Origin of the sequence: Aneurinibacillus thermoaerophilus, assembly GCF_019603355.1 — a bacterium.
Lineage (GTDB): Bacteria > Bacillota > Bacilli > Aneurinibacillales > Aneurinibacillaceae > Aneurinibacillus > Aneurinibacillus thermoaerophilus.
Genome location: NZ_CP080764.1, coordinates 122,123 through 140,000, shown reverse-complemented (window position 1 = coordinate 140,000; position 17,878 = coordinate 122,123). Strand labels below are relative to the sequence as shown.

Here is a 17,878-nt window from a genome sequence, read left to right as displayed (position 1 = left end):
CTCAAGCTCCCCAGTTTCAGATGGCCCTCCACGGTTGAGCCGTGGGCTTTCACACCTGACTTAAGAAGCCGCCTGCGCGCGCTTTACGCCCAATAATTCCGGACAACGCTTGCCCCCTACGTATTACCGCGGCTGCTGGCACGTAGTTAGCCGGGGCTTTCTCGTCAGGTACCGTCAGACCGGGAGGTCATCCCGGCGGTTCTTCCCTGACAACAGAGTTTTACGATCCGAAGACCTTCCTCACTCACGCGGCGTTGCTCCGTCAGACTTTCGTCCATTGCGGAAGATTCCCTACTGCTGCCTCCCGTAGGAGTCTGGGCCGTGTCTCAGTCCCAGTGTGGCCGTTCACCCTCTCAGGTCGGCTACGCATCGTCGCCTTGGTAGGCCGTTACCCCACCAACTAGCTAATGCGCCGCAGGCCCATCTGTACGCGGCTCAAAGGCCTTTCCATGCCGAACCATGCGGTTCGGCATCCTATCCGGTATTAGCTCCGGTTTCCCGGAGTTATCCCGGTCGTACAGGCAGGTTGCCTACGTGTTACTCACCCGTCCGCCGCTAACCTCAGGAATGCAAGCACTCCATCGGTTCGCTCGACTTGCATGTATTAGGCACGCCGCCAGCGTTCGTCCTGAGCCAGGATCAAACTCTCCAAAAAAGTTGAAGATTGATACGCAAGCTCGTAAGCTAGCTAATAAAGTAAAGAATGTTTTTCGGGCCCCACAAAAGTGCCTGAAATCAACTTTGAAGCTGACCTTCACTTTCATGGGATATTTACCTCGCACACAAACGAGTGTCACTGTTCAGTTTTCAAGGAACTTCTTTTTCATTTTCACCGCATTTCAGCGGCGACTTTTTTATTTTATTACAACTAAGATTCCTTGTCAACAACTTTTTTAATTAATTTGTTATGTTTTGCCTATTCATTCATCAAGCAATTTTCTCTACAGAAACGAACCTTTTAAATATATCACGACATTATTTTTTTAGCAATAGAAATTTTATACACATAAATTATTTTACAGCAAAAAATCTGTAATGGTCTTCCTCAAAAAAAACAAAAGCAGGACAGGCAAAAGCCTGTCCTAATCCGTAGCATGCTCTTATACTTCTTCTCCCATTTCCTCGCCCATCGTTTCCTCATCTGTGTTTTGTTCTCCAGTTGAACGCTCACGCATCAGCGGGAAAAGCAATACATCGCGGATCGATGGAGAATCTGTCAGCAGCATTACAAGCCGGTCAATTCCGATTCCAAGACCACCTGTTGGCGGCATGCCATACTCAAGAGCCTCTAAGAAGTCTTCATCCATCATATGTGCTTCATCATTTCCTGCTTCCCGTTCACGAAGCTGAGCTTCAAAGCGTTGCCGCTGGTCAATCGGATCGTTCAACTCGGTAAACGCGTTCGCATGCTCACGACCCACGATAAACAGTTCGAAGCGATCCGTAAACCGTGGATCTTCTTCGTTTTTCTTCGCAAGCGGAGAAATTTCAACCGGATGTCCGTACACGAATGTTGGCTGGATTAACGTCTCTTCGACAAACTGCTCAAAGAATTCGTTGACGATATGACCATACTTAGCTCCCGGAGGCACAGGAACATTATGCTTCTTCGCCAATTCAATCGCCTCTTCATCGCTCATCTGCGGCCAGAAATCAACACCGGTTATCTCCTTGATAGCATCAACCATATGGATCCTCTTCCATTGCGGCTGCAAGTCCACTTCATGTCCCTGATAATGGAATACCGTCGTGCCGAATACATCTTTCGCGATATGAGCAATTAAATCTTCCGTTAAGCACATAATATCTTTATAATCAACGTACGCTTCATATAACTCGATCGAAGTAAATTCCGGGTTGTGACGGGTAGAAATTCCCTCGTTACGAAAAATACGTCCGATTTCGTATACTTTCTCCAAACCGCCTACAATTAAACGCTTCAGATGCAGCTCAGTAGCGATACGCATATAAAGGCGCATATCAAGCGCGTTATGATAAGTAATAAAAGGACGCGCAGCTGCACCGCCTGGAATGCTATGCATCGTTGGCGTTTCCACTTCCAGATATCCACGTTCGTCAAGATACCGGCGCATGGACTGCAAAATCAAGCTGCGGGCGATAAATGTATCTTTTACGTTTGGATTCATGATCAAATCCAAGTAACGTTTGCGGTAGCGAGTTTCTACATCTTTCAAACCGTGGAACTTCTCTGGTAAAGGGCGCAGGGATTTGCTCAAAAGCGTAACTTCCTTCGCTTTCACGCTCGTCTCGCCAGTTTTCGTTTTGAAAATAACGCCTTTCACACCCAGAATATCACCAATATCGCAAAGCTTAAACATATCATACATTTTCTCTCCAACCTGATCCTGACGTACATAAATCTGGATGCGGCCGCTTTGATCCTGCAAATGTGCGAAACCTGCTTTTCCCTGACCACGTTTCGCCATCATCCGCCCTGCAATCGACACTTCAATTGCTTTCTCGTCCAGGACTTCTTTTTCCAAATTACCATATTGATCAAGAATTTGTTTAGCAGAATGAGAACGCTCATACTTCTTGCCAAACGGATCAATTCCGTTTTCGCGCAATGTATGCAACTTCTCTCGCCGAATTTGCTCTAGTTCGCTTAATTCTTCGTGTCGGGACATTCCTGCGTTCAACTCCTCGAAACCTTTTACTTTCATCTATAGCCTAAAACCAGCTAAAAGCTCCCACGAAATCGAAGGAGCTTGGCAAACACAACATTAATCGACTTTAATATCAAGAATCTCATAGCGTACAACGCCTGCGGGAACATTTACGTCAACAATGGAGCCTTTGGATTTACCCAACAGCGCCAGCCCCACGGGAGATTCATTAGAAATTTTGTTCTGCGTCGGATCGGATTCCGCGGAACCAACAATTTTAAACTCCATAATTTCATCAAATTCAAGATCTCTTACTTTTACGGTAGAACCGACATTAACAATACCGGTATCCAATTCATCGCCGGAGATTACGCGGGCATTGCGAAGCATTTTTTCAAGCGTAATGATACGCCCTTCAATAAAAGCCTGTTCATTTTTCGCTTCCTCATACTCGGAGTTCTCAGAGAGATCCCCATAGCTGATTGCCTCCTTGATGCGTTGCGCAACTTCACGTCGTTTTACCGTTTTCAATTGTTCCAATTCCTCTTCAAGCTTTTGCAAACCCGCAGCTGTTAGGATTACTTCTTTTTCCGACATCTTGGCATTCCCCCATACTTCTATTCTTTTCCTATAGCTAATGTATCGTAGAGTGTATGATAAAACTGTATTTTTTATGCAAATGGTTGATATATTATGAAACTGCCAGTGAAACACTGGCAGTCCGGTATGCAGATATGAAGGTATTATATGGTAGTCCCCTGCGAATGTCAAATTACATTTAGTGAACTGCTTCTACCTTCTCTTCCTGCTGTTTCGCCGCACGTTCGGCGACTCTCGCCTCAATTCGTTCCAGATAGGATAATAAGACATTCGCCATTCCTTCACGTGTTTCCTGCACGTTGACTTCATCGCGAACCTGCGCCGATGCTGGCAAGCCTTTTAAATACCAAGCTGCATGTTTACGCATCTCCAGCACACCAACTTTTTCACCTTTAACCTTAATGAGACGATCAAGGTGCAGAAGCGCAATATTAATTTTCTCGCGCGGTGTCGGCTCAGGCGGCAGCTCGCCTTTGGTCAAGTATTCCACCGTCCGGTAAAGCATCCACGGATTCCCCAGCGCCGCACGACCAATCATAACACCGTCACAGCCTGTTTCGTCAATCATCCGCTTCGCGTCCTCCGGAGTCATAACATCTCCGTTTCCGATCACCGGAATGCTGACCGCTTCCTTGGCCTGACGGATATAATCCCAGTTTGCCTTGCCCTGATACATCTGCACGCGCGTTCTACCATGTATGGTAATGGCTTTACCTCCACCGCGCTCTACCGCTTTCGCATTTTCTACCACATAAATATGATCTTCGTCCCAGCCGATGCGCATTTTAACCGTTACCGGCTTCGAAACGCTTTCCACGACGGCGGAAACCATCTCTTCTATCTTATTCGGATTTAGCAGCCAACGTGCTCCCGCATCACAGTTTACGATTTTAGGAACTGGGCATCCCATGTTTATATCAATAATATCGGCGTTCGTATGTTTATCGACATACTTGGCCGCTTCTACTAGCGTGTCTTTGTCCCCGCCAAAAATTTGCAGGCTTAACGGCTTTTCCCTCTCATCTACGTACAACATCTCCATCGTCTTCTTATTGCCATGAACAATCCCTTTATCGCTAACCATCTCAGCACATACAAGTCCCGCACCGAACTCTTTGGCAATCAGGCGAAATGCCGGATTGCATACGCCGGCCATGGGGGCAAGCACTACGTTGTTCTTGAGTTCGACATTACCAATTCTAAGGTTAGCCATACTTCCACCTTCCACATATACTTTGTATAAAAACATAACCCGTTCTCCTACATAGGAAAAAACGCCGTTAATTATTCCACTATTTTATCATAGGCTCATTTGATTTCAACTGTTTTCATCTTTCCAGTTAATTTATATCTTTTTCCAACCGAGCCTTTTCAACTTCCGAACGCCCTCCCTACCCTGCGTATAAGGTTCAACTTCTTTTACTTGAAAAAACCGAATACACTCATCCTGCTTATAAGGAATTTCAATTTCAGGCGCAATTTCGGCAAGCGGAACAATAACGAATGCTCGTTCCAACATGCGCGGGTGAGGGATTTCCAATCCTTTATCCCTTATCCACTGCTTTCCATACAAAAGAATATCGATGTCAAGCGTTCGCGGCCCCCAGCGAATCGTGCGAACACGGCCCAATTCCGCTTCAATCTGCTGCGTGTTTGCCAGGAGTACAGCCGGAGATAATGTTGTTTCGATCTCTACGACAAGGTTTAAAAACGTGTCTTGTTCCGTATACCCGACCGGGTCAGTCTCATATAAGGAAGACACGCACGTAACCTTTATACCTGGTACAGCATCAAGCATACGAATAGCACAAATCAATAACTTTTCTCTGTCGCCAATGTTGGAACCAAGCCCCAGAAAAACCTGTGTTGACTGTCTACTCATTATTTTTCGCCTGTCTGCGTTTAATTTCTATCGCCACAGACTCATAATGTCCGGGAATCGGTGGGTTCGGCTTCGTTACGCGAACAAGAATTTCTTCAATCAGAGGATAGCTGTCAAGAATTTTGGCTGCTAAACGTTCAGCAACAGCCTCCACCAGCTCATACTTTTCTTTCTCAACAACCTGCTGCGTTGTTTGATAAATGTCAGAGTAATTTATGGTATCTTCCAGTTTATCACTGTGTCCCGCTTTTGACAGATCAAGATACAATTCCAAATCGACAAAGAAGCGCTGTCCAAGTTTGTTCTCTTCCTTAAAGGCACCGTGGTAGCCCCAAAACTCCATTCTATTAAACAAAATTTTATCCATAGCTCTTTACTCCTTCCCCTGCTGCCAGCCAAAAAGCATTGCATCCATCATCCGGCATACACGTGCGATTGGTTTTACGTCATGGACGCGGACCATACAACAACCGCGCTCAATACCAAGCGCCACTGTTGCCGCGGTTCCTTCCATGCGCTCCAATACCGGCAAATCGCCAAGCGCACGGCCAATAAATGACTTGCGCGAAGTCCCAAGCAACACAGGATAATTCAGCGCGGTTAATTTGTCCAGATGATACATCATTTCCAAATTTTGTTCGTAATTCTTAGCAAACCCAATGCCAGGATCAAGAATAATTTTGTTATCCTTTACCCCAGCTGCTTTAACTAAGTCAATGCATTCTTCCATATCCCGCAATACGTCATCAATAAACGCAACATAATCTGTATTATCACGGTTATGCATCAAAATCACAGGCACGTCCATTTCAGCCATTACTTCGGGCATGCGCGGATCCGCCTTGCCTCCCCAAACATCGTTGATAATGTGAGCTCCGGCTTCTATCGCCTGACGTGCCACCTGGGCTTTGTATGTATCGATCGACAACGGAACATCAAGTTCACGCGATAACCTTTCAATAACCGGAATCACCCGTTCCAGTTCTTCCTCGGCACTGACTGGATCGTGCCCAGGACGTGTTGATTCCCCCCCTACATCAATAATATCTGCGCCGTCTTCCACCATTTTCCTAGCATGGGCCAGCGCCTTTTCAACCGTTTGATAATGACCACCATCCGAAAAAGAATCCGGTGTTACGTTAAGAATTCCCATGACCAGCGTACGCTGGTGAACAGGCAGTTCATAGCGTCCAGCCTGTATCGGTTGCAATCGCCGCATCTTTTTCCCCTCTCTTCTTTTTCAAAATATCCCGTCACAGTTTTTCTTGTTGATTTAGCAAACTAAATAATACGCTGGCGGTACAATTCGAGCAATTGCCTGGTTACCGCCCCTATTGTTCCCTCTCCGATCGTTTTCTCATTTACAGCATGAATCGGAACAATCTCTTGAATCGCGTTCGTAATAAAAACTTCATCAGCAACCATTAAATGCTCAATATAATACCATCCTTCCCGAACAGCAATCCCACATTCTTCGGCCAACTCCATCACAAACTCACGTCTTGTTCCAGGCAGAATCCCGGTTTTTACGTCCGGTGTATAAAGGGTATCTTCCGAAACGAAAAATACATTAGACACAATACCTTCAGCGATACAGCCGCTTTCTGTCAAAAACAGTCCTTCTACGTTCGGATCATTCCCAATTTCCATTTTACCGAAACGATTATTCATGTAATGATGCGATTTAAACCGCCATTCCCCTTCAGGAGAATTGCGCGGACGCGTCAGAATTTGCAACCTTTTCCCCTTTTCATACAAAGACGACGGAAAATCCGGCAGCGGCTTGGCGAAAATAAGCCAGCGCGGCTCATCGTAAATCCCGGCATACGCACCAAGCCCCTTGTCCCCGGCCGTCAAATCTACCCGAACATACGCATTTTCCAAACCATTGGCACTTAACGTCTGCAAAATGGCGAAGCGCAACTCTTCGCGCGTCATTGTGACCACAATTCCCAGCTCTTCTGCTGCCTTTCGCAAACGTTCGTAATGTTTTTCTAAAAGTGCAATATGCCCTCCGTATACCCGCATTGTCTCAAATAAACCAAGACCATAAAGAAAGCCGTGATCAAACGGCGAGATCACAGCTTTTTCAGCGTCTACAATGCGCCCGTCAAGAAAAACTTTCACAGTCGGTCCGCTCCTTTTTATTTTCTATATCTCGCGAGGAAGCGTAGCGCGTCAAAAAATTGCGCAACAGCTGCTTTCCGTGCTCGGTCATAATCGACTCCGGATGAAACTGTACTCCCTCTACTGGCAACCTACGGTGACGAAGCGCCATAATCTCTCCTTCCGCCGTTTCAGCCGTAACTTCTAGACAATTCGGCAACGTCTCCCGCTCCACAATCAGCGAATGGTAGCGAGTCGCTTTGAACGGTGAAGGTAATCCGGCAAAAATTCCTTCCCCATTATGGTATACGTCCGATGTTTTCCCGTGCATAAGACGCTCCGCACGAATGACACGCCCTCCAAAAACTTGGGCGATGGACTGATGGCCTAGGCATACGCCAAAAATCGGGATGCTTCCTGCAAAGCGCTTAATTGCTTCCAAGCTAATACCCGCTTCGTTCGGCGTGCATGGCCCAGGTGAAATCATCAGGTAGGAAGGAGACAATTCCGCAATCTCCTCGCAAGTAATGCGATCATTGCGTACGACCTGCAATTCCTCTCCCAGTTCTCCTAGATACTGAACCAGGTTGTACGTAAACGAATCATAGTTGTCAATCATTAAAATCATGCTCGACTCTCCTCTCTTTTCCTCTTCTCGACTCTTCTTTTCGCTTCTGCCAAAGAAAGCGCCTTCCACAATGCTTCCGCCTTCTTTAATGATTCATAATACTCTGCTTTTGGCACGGAGTCAATCACTATTCCTGCGCCCGCCTGCACGTGCGCCTGCCCATCTTTCAAAATCATCGTACGAATGATGATATTGCAAACCGCATTGCCGTCGAAGCCGAACGCACATATTGAACCGGTATACGGCCCACGCGTAACGGGTTCAAGCTCCTCAATGATTTCCATCGTCCGCACTTTTGGCGCGCCAGTAATCGTCCCACCCGGAAACGCAGCAATAACCGCGTCATACATATCCTTATTCTCGTCCAATTCGCTTTTGACATTAGAAACAATATGCATGACATGCGAATATTTCTCCACTACCATTAGTTCGTCCACATGCACCGAACCAAACCGACTTACACGCCCTAGGTCATTCCGCTCCAAGTCAACAAGCATAATATGCTCAGCAACTTCTTTTTCGTTATCCAGCAATTCGCGGACAAGCGCGGCGTCCTCTTCTGCATTCCGGCCGCGGCGGCGCGTGCCGGCGATTGGACGTGTGCTCAACGTCTTATCCTTAATGCGAAGTAAAAGCTCCGGCGAAGCGGACACAAGCTGAAACTCCGGAAACCGAAGCAAACCCATGTACGGCGAAGGATTGATGGCGCGCAACACTTCGTAAATCTCTTCCGCTCCACATTCCGTCGTCCCTGTTTGCCGAACGGAGAGATTGACCTGAAAAACGTCTCCAGCCGCAATATACTCCTGCACCCGTCTGACTGCTTCTTCAAACCCGGCCTGATCAAACGAAGTAGAAAGGTTACCGAGTGGCGCTCCTTCCAAACCTTCCAGAAGCGCATTCTCTCCCGGGCCGACGGGCAAGTCCGCAAGAACATCCAGCATGCTTTTCAGGCGCTCCGCTCCCTCATCCAAACCGTGAAGTTTCGCTTTCGATCCAATGTAAACTATAACGGTGATTTCCCGCGCTTCATGATCAAATGCATATACTTCCTCCATCATCATAAGATACACATCAGGAAGCCGCAAATCATCTTTTGCTATGCAAGGCAAGTTTTCATAATAGCGGCCCGTATCGTAGCTGATATAACCTACCGCTCCTCCTATCCACTCCGGCAGTCCCACCTGTGCCGTTTCCTCTGCGGCCGGAGAAAACTCATGACCCATCCAGCGCCGCACAAACGTCATCGGATCAGACACAACCGGCGCAAAAGAGGTACCGTTCTCGCTTACCTGCCCGTTTTTATACGCCAGGACCGCAGTCGGATTCGCTCCTACATACGTGTAACGACCATTTCGGCCACTCTCCAAAATAAATGCATATTCGCTGTTCGCACGCAATTGTTTATACAACATCCAAGGACTTTCATTTTCCCATTTTACTTTCCGCCAGAACGGCACTCGCTCGTATCGTTCCAGCCATTCGTTGACCCAATCTTCTGCTCGCTTCACTCGCGTCCCTCCGTCTATTTTCCCTTGCACAAAACAAGCCCTTGCCGCCAAGAGGACAAGAGCTTACGCTTTTTATTATACTCATTACTCATCAAATTGATAAAGAGGGGTACTTAAATATCTTTCACCGTTGCTCGGGATAATGGCGATCACATTCTTGCCCGGCCCCAATTTTTTGGCGACTTTCTTGGCTGCATGAATCGCCGCGCCGGAAGAGATACCGCCAAGAATGCCTTCTTTTCTCGCCACAAGACGGGCCATGGCAAATGCTTCTTCGTTTTCTACTTTAATAATTTCATCATAAATATCCGTATCCAATGTATCTGGAATGAAACCGGCCCCGATCCCCTGGATTTTATGCGGTCCCGGCTTGCCACCGGATAATACAGGTGATGCTGCCGGTTCCACGGCTACGATATGAACGTCAGGGTACTTTTCTCTTAGCACCTGACCGGCTCCGGTAATTGTTCCGCCTGTGCCTACGCCAGAAATAAACGCGTGTACGCCACCGATTTGCTCAGCCTGTTCCAACAGTTCTTTTCCCGTCGTCTCCCGATGGATTTGTGGATTGGCCGGGTTTTTGAACTGCTGAGGCATAAAGTAATCATCGTTTTCACGGACAAGTTCTTCCGCTTTACGGATAGCGCCGCCCATTCCTTCCGCTCCAGGCGTCAATACCAACTCCGCACCATACGCACGGAGCAGATTGCGCCGCTCCATGCTCATCGTATCCGGCATAACAAGCAATGCACGATACCCTTTTGCTGCCGCCACCATCGCTAGGCCGATTCCCGTGTTACCGCTCGTAGGTTCAACAATCGTCATACCTTCTTTTAACACGCCTTCTCTTTCTGCGGCTTCAATCATCGCTAAAGCAATTCGATCCTTCACGCTGCTTCCAGGATTGAAAAACTCTAATTTTAAATAAATATTCGCCTCATCCGCTTCCGTCACTCGATTTAGCTTTACCAAAGGTGTATATCCGATTAAGTCAGTAATAGATTGAGCTACCCGCATCGGAAATCCTCCTCACCGAATTCCTACCAAGTAAATAGGTTTTATTTATATTATACCAATCGAACTATGAAAGCGTCAATTGTCCTCTACAGGTTTGCACGAAGATTTTCTAAATCTTCTTTGTTTAAATGGTATTTTTCATTGCAAAAATGACATGTAATCTCCGCTTCACCCTGTTCATTAATCATCGCGTCCAGCTCTTCCTTGCCTAGACTAATAAGTGCTCTCTGTACTCGCTCAAGCGAACAATGACAGCTAAATACGATATCAATCTTATTCAATACCATAAAATCTGCGCCCAGTACTTCTTTCAAAATTTCTTCCGGCGCCATCCCTTCATCAATCATAGTAGAAACGGGGCGGACAACAGCGAGCTTCTGCTCCAGCTTTTCAATAATAGATTCTGGTGTATTAGGCATAAGCTGAATAATAAAACCACCGGATGCTTTAATGGTGTTATTCGGATTTACTAGGACGCCTACACCAACCGCAGATGGTACCTGCTCAGAGACAGTCAGGTAATACGTAATATCTTCGCCGATTTCTCCGGATACAATAGGACTCGTACCCTGATATGGCTCTTTTAAACCTAAATCCTTCGTCACAATAATACTGCCTTCCGTTCCGACCACGCGACGCACATCCAACTTGCCCTGTGCATTTTTCTCATCGTAGTGCACATGCGGGTTGTGAACGTAGCCACGCACTTCACCTCTGGCGTTGGCATCCGCTACAATTTGGCCGACCGGGCCATTCCCACGTACGATAACCGTCAAGCGCTCGTCGCCTTTCAGCATCGCTCCCATCATCGCGGCCGCCGACACCGTGCGCCCAAGCGCTGCACTGACAATCGGCCACGTATCCAGGCGTTTTTGGATTTCTCTCATTGTATCTGTAGTGCGTACTGCAAACGCACGGACATGACCATCATATGCCATTCCTCGGATTAAATAATCTTTCATCTTCTAGCCTCTTTCTTCCTTAAAATAACGGGTTATGCCCGTACTTACAAAAACTAGTTTACCACAATACCCACAGGCCGCAAAAACGAGAAAGGCGGCACAAGCCCGCCTTTCTCCTATTTTTTATTGCGATTATAAATAAGCTGCAAACCTTTGATCGTTAGCCATGGGTCAACAACATCGATCTCGTTCGATTCGCTGCCAATAAGTTCAGCCAACCCACCTGTCGCAATTACTTTTGGCGTCTTCACAGACTCCTGCTTCATTCGACGCACAAGCTCGTCCACCTGGCCAACAAATCCATAGATAATCCCAGACTGCATTGCATGAATCGTATTGCGTCCAATAACGCTCGGCGGCTTAACAAGTTCGATACGCGGCAGCTTGGAGGCACGGCTGTATAGCGCCTCCGTGGAAATGCCGATACCGGGAGCAATCGCTCCACCATGATATCCACCCTCTTCGTCGATAAAGCAAAATGTAGTAGCTGTACCGAAATCAACGACTATTAAAGGAGTGCCGTAGTAATGAATAGCCGCTACCGCATTCACGATTCGATCTGCTCCCACTTCCCGAGGATTATCGGTTTTAATGTTCAAACCTGTTTTCAAACCAGGGCCAATGACCATCGGCTTGATGTTAAAATATTTCTGGCACATTTTCTCCAGCGGGAACATGAGCGGCGGAACTACCGATGAAATAATAATGCCTTCAATATCACCAAACGTAAGACCCTTGTCAGCGAACAAGCTTTTAATTAGTATGCCGAATTCGTCGTCTGTCTTACTCCGGTCAGTGCCGATGCGCCAATTATGCTTTAATTCGTCACCTTCATAAACGCCAAGCACAATGTTCGTATTTCCTACATCAATAACAAATAACATCGTATCCCTGCCTATCGTTTTCTTTCGTTTAAGTCAAGACTAATATCAAGCGCCGAAACGGAATGTGTCAGGCTTCCCACCGAAATGACATCGACGCCGGTTGCTGCAATCTCAGCCACCGTGTCTAAATTGACACCTCCGGAAGCTTCAACAATTATTCGTCCATTAATGCGGCGCACAGCTTCTTTCATCATCTCCGGCTCCATATTATCCAGCATGATAATATCGGGCTTCGCCTTAATCGCCTCTTCCAGCTGCTCCAACGTTTCCACTTCCACCTCAATACGCATGGTATGGGAAACCGCCGCCCGTGCGCGCTCAACTGCTGGGCCAATGCCACCCGCTGCCTTAATATGATTATCTTTAATCATGACTGCGTCGAACAAGCCGAGACGGTGGTTATGTCCACCGCCGACTGCAACCGCATATTTCTCCAGCATACGCAGACCTGGCGTCGTTTTACGTGTGTCAACAATACGAACTTTTTCACTTGCAGTCCGCGCCACTTCCACATACTTCCGGGTAACAGTAGCAATACCCGAGAGGCGCTGCAACAGATTCAGCGCAAGACGTTCTCCGCTCAGAATGCTTTGGACGCGCCCTTCCACTTGCGCAATCACCGCTCCTTTCCCAACAAAAGAGCCTTCCGCTACTTTTGGCGAAAATACAAGCGAGGAATCTACACAAGCAAATACACGGGCCGCCACTTCAAGGCCGGCGATCACTCCTTCCTGTTTTGCATACAGAATGCCGACTCCCTCCAGTTCATCCGGCACGGTCGAAAGGCTGGTCACATCTCCAAACCCGATATCTTCTTCAAGCCACAATTCAATTTGCCTGTCCAGCAATCGCTCATTCATTTTCATTCGTGTTTCGCTCCTCTAAAACCCCATCTTCAATCGACTGTACAATATGTTTGCGCCATACGAGATCATCCCGCTTCGGGAAGTCTTCCCGATAATGTCCTCCCCGACTCTCTTCTCTGAGCAACGCTGCGTTTGCGACCAAACAGGCGCATGTCAACAGATTCAAATATTCTGCTTCTTCCGGTCTGTCTATCTTCATACGAAACGCCTTTACATAACGTTCAAGCTCACGCACTGCCTTCGTTAATCCTTTTTCATTTCGTTTTAGGCCGACATGCGTTAGCATGAGTTTTTGCAAACGAAGCTTACGCTCCATTATCGTATCGCTGCTCATTGTCTGCTGGCGCATTAGTGAAAAAGAAATGGCAGGAACCTCATTTCCAATATCCGGCATCGTTTTTATCCGCTCAGCAATACGCCTTCCAAACACAAGCGCTTCCGCTAGAGAATTGCTCGCCAGACGATTCGCGCCATGCACCCCGGTACAGGACACCTCCCCGCAGGCGAAAAGCCTCTTTGTCGCGGTTTCACCATACAAATCGGTTTTAATTCCCCCCATAATATAATGGGCGGCAGGTGCAACCGGAATCCAATCTGTAACCATATCAAGGCCATAGCGCAAGCAAACTTTGTAAATGTTAGGAAAACGATGCTTGATTCGCTCTTCCGATTCATGGGTAATATCCAAGTAAACAAACGTTGAACCGGTTGATTCCATTTCAGACACTATTGCGCGCGCGACAATGTCCCGGGGCGCCAACTCCTTAAGAGAATGATATTTTTCCATAAAGCGCTCCCCTTTCATATTGCGCAGGACTGCTCCCTCACCTCGCACCGCTTCGGAGATAAGAAAACGAGGAGCGCCTGGATAGCATAAAGCAGTCGGATGAAACTGGATAAATTCCACATCTTTAATATAGGCTCCAGCCCGATATGCTATGGCCAGTCCGTCACCCGTGGCAATTTCCGGGTTGGTGGTATAGCGATAAAGCTGCCCGGCTCCTCCAGTTGCAAGTACCGTTGCGTTCGCTCGTACATATATAGTGCTTCCATCCGGTTTACGCACAAGTGCTCCAGTACATTCGCCCTGATGGGTTACTAAATCATACGTGAAATGATTTTCCCAGATAGTAATCCGTTTGTTTTCCCGCGCACGTTCCGAAAGCGCTCGCACAATTTCCGCGCCTGTGGCGTCGCCCTGTGCGTGAAGGATGCGTCGTCGACTGTGGGCGCCCTCTTTCGTCAGAGCGAGGGCGCCATCTTCCTTATCGAACTTTGTCCCATATTCAATTAAATCCTCAATGCAGGAAGGACCTTCATGAACCAGGACTTCGACGGCCTCGTTCGAACAAATGCCGGCCCCGGCGATTAGCGTGTCCTGCCGGTGCAGTTCCGGCGAATCCGTCTCTGCCGTAACCGCCGCGATACCGCCCTGCGCATAACGAGTGTTGCTCTGCATTAAATCCGTTTTACTGAGCAAAATTACATCACATTGTTCGCTGACTTTCAAAGCAGTATAAAGCCCGGCAATACCCGAGCCTATCACTAAAACATCCGTTTTATACGTTTCAAGTTCGGTTAGCTTAAAATCAATGACATAGCGTGGCACCATCTCGCTTCAATCCTTCTTTCCTGGCTAAGCCGCTTATTGCACGGCTTCAACAGCCAGCATTCGCTCCAAAGACAAGCGTGCTTTCTCTGCGATTTCTTCGGGCACATGAATCTGCGGCTGCATAGTTTCAAGACAATCCGCAATTTTCTTTAGGTTGTTGACCTTCATGTTCGGGCAAACAAGATATTTTGAAGCAAAGATAAACTCTTTATCCGGGCTATCCAGACGCAATTTATAACCTACTCCATCTTCTGTACCCACAATAAACTTCTTGTGATTTGTTTCACGACAATATTTAAGAATACCCGTTGTGCTGCCAACAAAATCCCCAAGCGCCACAACTTCCGGACGGCATTCCGGATGAACAACGAATTGGGCGTCCGGATGCTCTTCTTTTAGCTTTAAAACGTCTTCTACTGTCAACTGGTCATGTGTATTGCAGTATCCTTCCCAGATAATCATTTTCTTATCGGTGAACTGGGAAACCCAATGTCCAAGATTTTTATCCGGCACCCAAATAATTTCCTCTGCATCGATCGATTGGATAACATTCCTCGCGTTCGAAGATGTACAACAAATGTCTGTTTCCGCTTTGACATCGGCCGAAGTATTAATATAAGCCACAACCTTTGCATTTGGGTGCTGGGCTTTCAATTTTCTCAGTCCGTTTACGTTTACCATGTCAGCCATCGGACAGCCTGCGCGCTCATCAGGAATCAGGACAACTTTTTCCATATTAAGGATTTTAGCGCTTTCACCCATGAAATGAACACCGCAAAATACAATCACATCTGCATCCGTTGTTGCCGCTTTCTGCGCAAGCCCGAAAGAATCTCCCAGAAAATCCGCAATTTCCTGAATTTCCGGGCGCTGATAGTAGTGGGCCAGAATAATGGCGTTTCGTTCCTTTTTCAGACGCATAATCTTTTCCCGCAGCTCTTGGTTACGCTGTTCTTTCTTCGCTAAAGCTAACGCTTCCATCAATTTGAGCAACCTCCATGAGAATCCTTAAATGATATGTGCCTTCCGGGCAACTGAATACCTGTATGATACCGTTAAACTGAAAAATTGTACACACCCAAAAGAAATCCAAAAATCAAAAGCGCCCGTAAAAAAGAAATGTATGGCAATGATTTCACAGGTTTGCACCTGATTTTAATAAGACAAATCGATAAAAACAAAAAGCCTTCCCACTTATTGAGAAGGCTTCTCTATTCCTACGTATCAGTTTCGTCTCTTCTTTCTGTGTCAATTCCCGGTGCCTGGGCCATATTTTCCGATTTTCCGGTGATTTGCACCTTTACATCACCAGTCGTCGTTTCTTTTACCTCGCCAACATCACCATCGATGGAGCCAGTTTCAATGATGCTCTTGATTTGCTCTGCATCTAGCGTTTCGTGTTTAAGCAATGCCTGCGCGACCGCTTCCAGCTTATCCATATGCTCCGTTAGCAAATCAGTGCAACGTTGATGGCAATCACGGATAATGTTTTGAATTTCCTGGTCGATTTGACGCGCTGTTTCGTCGCTGTAATTCTGTTCATGACCAAAGTCGCGACCCAGAAACACTTGGCCTTGACTCTGGCCGAACTGCATCGGACCAAGGTTCGCGCTCATGCCGAACTCCATAACCATACGACGTGCGATGTTTGTTGCACGTTCAAAATCGTTGTGTGCACCAGTGCTAATTTCTTTCAGCACTAGTTCTTCCGCTACACGACCGCCAAGCAAACCAACAATTTTATCAAGCAATTCCGTTTTCGTAGCAAAGTACCGGTCTTCCTTAGGAAGCATAACAGTATACCCGCCCGCGCTACCACGCGGAATAATGGTTACCTTGTGAACCATATCGGCATGTTTCAAAAAGTAACCACAAATTGTATGACCAGCTTCATGGTAAGCCACAAGCCTTTTTTCATCTTCGCTAATCACGCGGGATTTCTTCGCCGGACCCGCAATAACACGGTCAATAGCTTCGTCGATTTCAGTCATCTCGATTTTCCGCTTATTGCGCCGCGCTGCAAGCAACGCCGCCTCATTGAGTAAGTTTTCAAGATCCGCGCCCGTAAAGCCAGGTGTGCGACGAGCGATAACATCCAAATCGACGCCTTCCGCTAACGGCTTGTTACGTGCATGGACTTTCAATACTTCTTCTCGTCCCTTCACATCTGGACGATCCACCGTAATCTGGCGGTCAAAACGCCCTGGGCGAAGCAGCGCTGGATCAAGAATATCAGGACGGTTCGTCGCAGCGATGATAATAATTCCTTCATTCGCGCCAAACCCATCCATCTCAACAAGCAGCTGGTTGAGCGTCTGTTCACGCTCATCGTGCCCACCACCGAGACCTGCGCCGCGCTGACGACCAACGGCATCAATCTCGTCAATAAAAATAATACATGGAGCGTTTTTCTTCGCATTTTCAAACAGGTCACGTACGCGGGACGCGCCAACACCGACGAACATTTCCACAAAGTCCGAACCGCTAATGCTAAAGAACGGCACACCTGCTTCACCTGCGACCGCACGAGCCAGCAATGTTTTACCGGTACCCGGAGGACCGACGAGTAGCACACCTTTTGGAATACGGGCTCCAAGTGCCGCAAATTTGCGCGGATCTTTCAGGAATTCCACAACTTCGACCAATTCGGCTTTTTCTTCATCCGCACCGGCTACGTCGTTAAACGTCACCTTCTTCTTATCGTCATTATATAACTTGGCTTTGCTTTTGCCAAAGTTCATAACCCTGCTGCCGCCGCCCTGCGCCTGATTCAGCAGGAAGAAGAACAGGATAAAAATAATAACAAAAGGGATAATCGATGTAAGAAAAGTTAACCAAACAGAGTCACCCTTTTGTTCAAGATACTCTTCTTTAGCCAGATTTGCTTCTTCTATCTGCTGGAGCAACTTCTCATTATCATAAAGAGGCCCGTTTGTATAGAAGATAGTCTGGTCCTTCAACTTACCCTCGATATAATACGTACCCCGTTCAGGACGTATCCGCAACTCAGCCACTTTGCCCTGATTCAGGTACTGTCGGAACTCGTTATACGGGATTTTTGATGTATCCGTACCTTGGTTGGTAATAAAATTAACGATTCCAACCGTTACTAAAATAATTAGCAGATAAAATCCTGTATTGCGGAAGAACCGATTCATTCCTTACCTCCTCTCGCGCTCAAAC

Annotated in this window: 16 protein-coding genes and 1 rRNA gene (1 of these 17 only partly in view); all 17 read right to left on the bottom strand. The window is 47.2% G+C overall.

Annotation, left to right across the window (positions count from 1 at the left end; genetic code table 11):
* A 16S ribosomal RNA gene (locus K3F53_RS00715) occupies positions 1 to 655 on the bottom strand (it extends 886 nt beyond the left edge of the window).
* Positions 656 to 1,100: 445 nt separating this feature from the next.
* On the bottom strand, positions 1,101 to 2,648 hold the full coding sequence (gene lysS, locus K3F53_RS00710) for a lysine--tRNA ligase (RefSeq protein ID WP_082706133.1): 1,548 nt from the start codon (positions 2,646 to 2,648) through the stop codon (positions 1,101 to 1,103).
* Positions 2,649 to 2,744: 96 nt separating this feature from the next.
* The gene (greA, locus tag K3F53_RS00705; RefSeq protein ID WP_057897107.1) at positions 2,745 to 3,224 is read right to left on the bottom strand and encodes a transcription elongation factor GreA; all 480 of its coding nucleotides are present in this window, start codon (positions 3,222 to 3,224) and stop codon (positions 2,745 to 2,747) included.
* A gap of 181 nt (positions 3,225 to 3,405) precedes the next feature.
* Positions 3,406 to 4,476: a tRNA dihydrouridine synthase DusB gene (dusB, locus tag K3F53_RS00700; RefSeq protein ID WP_236781928.1), complete on the bottom strand. Its 1,071-nt coding sequence runs from the start codon at positions 4,474 to 4,476 to the stop codon at positions 3,406 to 3,408.
* A 96-nt stretch (positions 4,477 to 4,572) separates the two neighbouring features.
* Positions 4,573 to 5,109, bottom strand: a complete 537-nt coding sequence (folK, locus tag K3F53_RS00695) for a 2-amino-4-hydroxy-6-hydroxymethyldihydropteridine diphosphokinase (RefSeq protein ID WP_057897108.1) — start codon at positions 5,107 to 5,109, stop codon at positions 4,573 to 4,575.
* A complete protein-coding gene (folB, locus tag K3F53_RS00690; protein ID WP_057897109.1) occupies positions 5,102 to 5,476 on the bottom strand; it encodes a dihydroneopterin aldolase in 375 nt (124 codons plus the stop codon). The genes folK and folB overlap by 8 nt, the downstream gene beginning before the upstream one ends.
* Positions 5,477 to 5,482: 6 nt before the next feature.
* On the bottom strand, positions 5,483 to 6,328 hold the full coding sequence (gene folP, locus K3F53_RS00685; protein WP_057897110.1) for a dihydropteroate synthase: 846 nt from the start codon (positions 6,326 to 6,328) through the stop codon (positions 5,483 to 5,485).
* A 62-nt stretch (positions 6,329 to 6,390) separates the two neighbouring features.
* Positions 6,391 to 7,236 carry an aminodeoxychorismate lyase gene (pabC, locus tag K3F53_RS00680; RefSeq protein ID WP_057897111.1) on the bottom strand — a complete coding sequence of 282 codons (846 nt, stop codon included), beginning with the start codon at positions 7,234 to 7,236 and terminating at the stop codon, positions 6,391 to 6,393.
* The gene (gene pabA / locus K3F53_RS00675) at positions 7,220 to 7,843 is read right to left on the bottom strand and encodes an aminodeoxychorismate/anthranilate synthase component II (RefSeq protein ID WP_057897112.1); all 624 of its coding nucleotides are present in this window, start codon (positions 7,841 to 7,843) and stop codon (positions 7,220 to 7,222) included. Before pabA ends, pabC begins: the two co-directional genes overlap by 17 nt.
* Positions 7,840 to 9,258 (bottom strand): anthranilate synthase component I family protein, encoded by a 1,419-nt coding sequence (locus tag K3F53_RS00670; RefSeq protein ID WP_082706215.1) that lies wholly within the window; start codon positions 9,256 to 9,258, stop codon positions 7,840 to 7,842. The genes pabA and K3F53_RS00670 overlap by 4 nt, the downstream gene beginning before the upstream one ends.
* Before the next feature lie 180 nt (positions 9,259 to 9,438).
* Positions 9,439 to 10,371 carry a cysteine synthase A gene (cysK, locus tag K3F53_RS00665; protein ID WP_057897114.1) on the bottom strand — a complete coding sequence of 311 codons (933 nt, stop codon included), beginning with the start codon at positions 10,369 to 10,371 and terminating at the stop codon, positions 9,439 to 9,441.
* Between the two features lie 86 nt (positions 10,372 to 10,457).
* On the bottom strand, positions 10,458 to 11,333 hold the full coding sequence (gene hslO, locus K3F53_RS00660) for an Hsp33 family molecular chaperone HslO (RefSeq protein WP_057897115.1): 876 nt from the start codon (positions 11,331 to 11,333) through the stop codon (positions 10,458 to 10,460).
* 116 nt (positions 11,334 to 11,449) lie between these two features.
* On the bottom strand, positions 11,450 to 12,217 hold the full coding sequence (locus K3F53_RS00655; RefSeq protein WP_057897116.1) for a type III pantothenate kinase: 768 nt from the start codon (positions 12,215 to 12,217) through the stop codon (positions 11,450 to 11,452).
* An 11-nt stretch (positions 12,218 to 12,228) separates the two neighbouring features.
* Positions 12,229 to 13,083: a carboxylating nicotinate-nucleotide diphosphorylase gene (nadC, locus tag K3F53_RS00650; RefSeq protein ID WP_091261384.1), complete on the bottom strand. Its 855-nt coding sequence runs from the start codon at positions 13,081 to 13,083 to the stop codon at positions 12,229 to 12,231.
* A complete protein-coding gene (gene nadB / locus K3F53_RS00645; protein ID WP_057897118.1) occupies positions 13,070 to 14,695 on the bottom strand; it encodes an L-aspartate oxidase in 1,626 nt (541 codons plus the stop codon). The genes nadC and nadB overlap by 14 nt, the downstream gene beginning before the upstream one ends.
* Positions 14,696 to 14,728: 33 nt before the next feature.
* Positions 14,729 to 15,676 (bottom strand): quinolinate synthase NadA, encoded by a 948-nt coding sequence (gene nadA / locus K3F53_RS00640; protein WP_057897119.1) that lies wholly within the window; start codon positions 15,674 to 15,676, stop codon positions 14,729 to 14,731.
* 236 nt (positions 15,677 to 15,912) lie between these two features.
* The gene (gene ftsH / locus K3F53_RS00635) at positions 15,913 to 17,853 is read right to left on the bottom strand and encodes an ATP-dependent zinc metalloprotease FtsH (protein ID WP_057897120.1); all 1,941 of its coding nucleotides are present in this window, start codon (positions 17,851 to 17,853) and stop codon (positions 15,913 to 15,915) included.
* Between the last annotated feature and the right edge of the window lie 25 nt (positions 17,854 to 17,878).

Bases quoted from the DNA above. Each gene is read 5' to 3' on its own strand.
- lysS (WP_082706133.1), bottom strand. From the start codon at position 2,648: ATGTCCCGACACGAAGAATTAAGCGAACTAGAGCAAATTCGGCGAGAG.
- hslO (WP_057897115.1), bottom strand. From the start codon at position 11,333: ATGAAAGATTATTTAATCCGAGGAATGGCATATGATGGTCATGTCCGT.
- folK (WP_057897108.1), bottom strand. From the start codon at position 5,109: ATGAGTAGACAGTCAACACAGGTTTTTCTGGGGCTTGGTTCCAACATT.
- folP (WP_057897110.1), bottom strand. From the start codon at position 6,328: ATGCGGCGATTGCAACCGATACAGGCTGGACGCTATGAACTGCCTGTT.
- folB (WP_057897109.1), bottom strand. From the start codon at position 5,476: ATGGATAAAATTTTGTTTAATAGAATGGAGTTTTGGGGCTACCACGGT.
- dusB (WP_236781928.1), bottom strand. From the start codon at position 4,476: ATGTTTTTATACAAAGTATATGTGGAAGGTGGAAGTATGGCTAACCTT.
- cysK (WP_057897114.1), bottom strand. From the start codon at position 10,371: ATGCGGGTAGCTCAATCTATTACTGACTTAATCGGATATACACCTTTG.
- nadC (WP_091261384.1), bottom strand. From the start codon at position 13,083: ATGAAAATGAATGAGCGATTGCTGGACAGGCAAATTGAATTGTGGCTT.
- nadB (WP_057897118.1), bottom strand. From the start codon at position 14,695: ATGGTGCCACGCTATGTCATTGATTTTAAGCTAACCGAACTTGAAACG.
- greA (WP_057897107.1), bottom strand. From the start codon at position 3,224: ATGTCGGAAAAAGAAGTAATCCTAACAGCTGCGGGTTTGCAAAAGCTT.
- pabA (WP_057897112.1), bottom strand. From the start codon at position 7,843: ATGATTTTAATGATTGACAACTATGATTCGTTTACGTACAACCTGGTT.
- nadA (WP_057897119.1), bottom strand. From the start codon at position 15,676: ATGGAAGCGTTAGCTTTAGCGAAGAAAGAACAGCGTAACCAAGAGCTG.
- K3F53_RS00670 (WP_082706215.1), bottom strand. From the start codon at position 9,258: ATGTTGTATAAACAATTGCGTGCGAACAGCGAATATGCATTTATTTTG.
- K3F53_RS00655 (WP_057897116.1), bottom strand. From the start codon at position 12,217: ATGTTATTTGTTATTGATGTAGGAAATACGAACATTGTGCTTGGCGTT.
- ftsH (WP_057897120.1), bottom strand. From the start codon at position 17,853: ATGAATCGGTTCTTCCGCAATACAGGATTTTATCTGCTAATTATTTTA.